Source organism: Pseudomonas sp. 05N434 (genome assembly GCF_056396965.1).
Genome location: NZ_JBFTMK010000989.1, coordinates 1 through 1,255, shown reverse-complemented (window position 1 = coordinate 1,255; position 1,255 = coordinate 1). Strand labels below are relative to the sequence as shown.

3 protein-coding genes are annotated in these 1,255 nt (G+C 47.8%); all 3 read right to left on the bottom strand.

What is annotated here, in order from left to right; genetic code table 11:
• Window positions 1-386: DUF4747 family protein (locus AC1DLB_RS31265; protein ID WP_477786437.1), on the bottom strand; the 386-nt coding region annotated here is incomplete at its 3' end.
• Window positions 387-461: 75 nt separating this feature from the next.
• Window positions 462-632: a hypothetical protein gene (locus AC1DLB_RS31260; RefSeq protein ID WP_477786436.1), complete on the bottom strand. Its 171-nt coding sequence runs from the start codon at window positions 630-632 to the stop codon at window positions 462-464.
• A 125-nt stretch (window positions 633-757) separates the two neighbouring features.
• Entirely contained in the window at window positions 758-1,165 is a 408-nt protein-coding gene (locus AC1DLB_RS31255; RefSeq protein ID WP_477779317.1) for a helix-turn-helix domain-containing protein, read from the bottom strand.
• Window positions 1,166-1,255: the final 90 nt, after the last annotated feature.

The window sequence follows — 1,255 nt, the reverse complement described above, 5'->3', positions numbered from 1 at the left end:
GGTTTAGAACACACAAAGTAGAACCTATGCCCTTTAGGGAAAAATATATACTGAAACCGTTTAAAGTGCGGCTTAAGATTTTCAGGAATACTTATTTCCGCTACTTCGTCTTCTGTAGCCGCATCCATGTTTTCGGTATTGAACCAAGGTGCGGCAGAATCCAGTTTTAGGAATTTGTAGATTTCCCCTCTCACCCCTGCAAGTGGGTTGCTTGGGTCTAGGTAACGACACGAACCCAATAGTAAAGCATCGTCCCCACGTACAAGGGCACTCAACCGGTAGCGAGCTAACTTTTGCAACATTTCGATATATTTTTCGGGCGTATGGGGTTGAAGTACAATATTGAGCGCACCGATATGTATTGCTGAAGTTCTTACTCGAGCCATTTTTTATTTTTCCAGAGTATTAGATTGCAGGCGTAAACCTGTGCCAAAATCAATCACTTGAAAGTTAACAAACAACTATTCATTGCACATGGTCATGCAGCCCGGCGAGTCTTCTTCACTGATTTTTTTGAGTACAGGCGCACCGACCGCTTTAACAATTGCAGCTTCATCAACGTGCTGGATATCGGCAAAAGCGGTGGAAAAAGAGAAAACCAAAAAGGCAGCTGCAAGCGATGCTTTGAGCACGGATCACATCCCTATGTCGGTTGGAGGTATCGCCGGTTGGCAGCTGTCGCCAGCCCTATAGCCGGGCTTTGGCGAGTGGATCATCGGCGTCCCTGTCTGTTTGATCCGTTCTTAATGGGTACAGATTATGCTGGCCGTTTGGTATCGGCAAGGGCTTCAGTCAAATCCTTTAGGCGCTGCTCGACATCCATTAAGCGTTTCTTTTCCTCAGCAGCGCTTTGTATCTCCCGCTTGCCTGCGTCGCCCAGGGAGCGAAACAGTTCAAGCATGGCCTTCTCTTGCATATTTACAGACTCGGGGTCAGCTCCACTGGCCGACATACCGTGAAACATAGAACCCTCGCCAGTTAACAACCAGTCCACGCTCACACCCAAATGAGTGCGCAACGCACCCATTGCTTTCGCGTTGGGTTCACGCTCATCAAGAAGATAATTCTGTAGTGTCCTGTAGGGTATTCCCACAAGGTCAGAGGCTTCCTTGATAGACAAGCCCTTCTGGTCGAGAACACTGCGCAGGCGGGTGGCTATACTCATTTTTTCATACTATCCGGTTGACGCACCCATTTGGGTGCGTATACTGCGAACAAACAGGTACATCTTAACCAAGTAGGAACACATCAACCA